This is a genomic window from Streptococcus suis, from assembly GCF_024509555.1.
Taxonomy (GTDB): Bacteria; Bacillota; Bacilli; order Lactobacillales; family Streptococcaceae; genus Streptococcus; species Streptococcus suis_AD.
Genome location: NZ_JAMWEL010000045.1, coordinates 1 through 1416, shown reverse-complemented (window position 1 = coordinate 1416; position 1416 = coordinate 1). Strand labels below are relative to the sequence as shown.

The following is a 1416-nucleotide window of genomic DNA, read 5'->3' as shown; positions in this document are numbered from 1 at the left end:
GGCTCTATAATTTCTGTAGTGGGTAAATCCACCATGGAAATTATGGAGCCTTTTTGAGTATAGAAAAAAAGTCCCATATGACCTATAATGAAAAGTGCTCAAACTATCATTTTAGAAAGACTCATATGGAACAACTAAATCTTATCACAAATCTTCTCAGAATTAAAGACAAAAATATCACTATCTCTAATGAATATGACCTAGGAACTCACGTAGAACTCCACGGTCACTTGGATTATACAGCCCCTAAATGTCCCTCCTGCAAGGGACAAATGGCAAAATACGACTTCCAAAAACCCTCCAAAATTCCCTACCTAGAAACTGCTGGTTATCCCTTGCTTATCCGACTTAGAAAGCGTCGTTTCAAGTGCAAAGAATGTGGGAAAATGGCTGTCGCTGAAACTCCTCTTGTCAAGAAGAACCACCAAATTTCTGTCGCCGTTAACCAGAAAATCGCCCAATTACTCATCGAAAATCAAGCAATGACACATATTGCACACAGGCTATCTATCTCAACCTCATCAGTTATGAGAAAGCTTAATGAGTTCAAGTTTGAAACAGATTGGAATACCTTACCTGAGGTGATGAGCTGGGATGAATATGGCTTCAAGAAGGGGAAAATGAGCTTTATCGCTCAAGATTTCAACTCCCTAAATGTCATAACTATTCTGGACGGAAGAACACAAGCAACCATCCGAAATCACTTTCTACGCTATCCTAGAAAGGTTAGAAATCAAGTCAAAGTCATTACCATGGATATGTTTAGTCCTTACTACAAATTGGCTAGACAGCTATTTCCAAACGCCAAGATTGTTCTGGACCGCTTTCACATTGTGCAGCACCTTAGCCGTGCTATGAACCGCGTTCGTATTCTAATTATGAATCAATTCGACAGAAAATCGCACGAATACCGAGCCTTGAAACGTTACTGGAAATTGATTCAACAAGATAGCCGTAAACTCAGCGATAAACGATTTTATCGCCCTATGTTTCGCATGCACTTGACTAACAAGGAAATTCTAGAAAAACTCCTATCCTACTCAGATGAACTCCTACAACACTATGAACTCTATCAGCTTCTCTTGTTCCATTTCCAAGAGAAAAACTCAGATCATTTCTTTGACCTTATCGAACAGGAAATAGCCAATGTTAATCCTATTTTCCAGACGGTATTTAAGACATTTCTAAAGGATAAAGACAAGGTTTTAAACGCCATGGAATTGCCTTATTCCAACGCCAAACTGGAAGCTACCAACAATCTCATCAAAGTCATTAAAAGAAATGCCTTTGGTTTCAGGAACTTTGAAAATTTTAAAAAACGTATTTTGATTGCTTTGAACATAAAGAAAGAGAGAACGAACTTCGTCCTCTCTAGGTGTTAGCTTTTCATCTACCCACTACAGTTGACAAAGAGCC

At 38.6% G+C, this 1416-nt stretch carries 1 protein-coding gene; it reads left to right on the top strand.

The window, feature by feature from the left end:
• Positions 1-125: 125 nt before the first annotated feature.
• On the top strand, positions 126-1382 hold the full coding sequence (locus NF418_RS10240) for an ISL3 family transposase (protein ID WP_256779524.1): 1257 nt from the start codon (positions 126-128) through the stop codon (positions 1380-1382).
• The last annotated feature ends 34 nt before the right edge of the window (positions 1383-1416 follow it).

Excerpts from the sequence above, each read along its gene's own strand:
- NF418_RS10240 (WP_256779524.1), top strand. The coding sequence starts at position 126 with ATGGAACAACTAAATCTTATCACAAATCTTCTCAGAATTAAAGACAAA.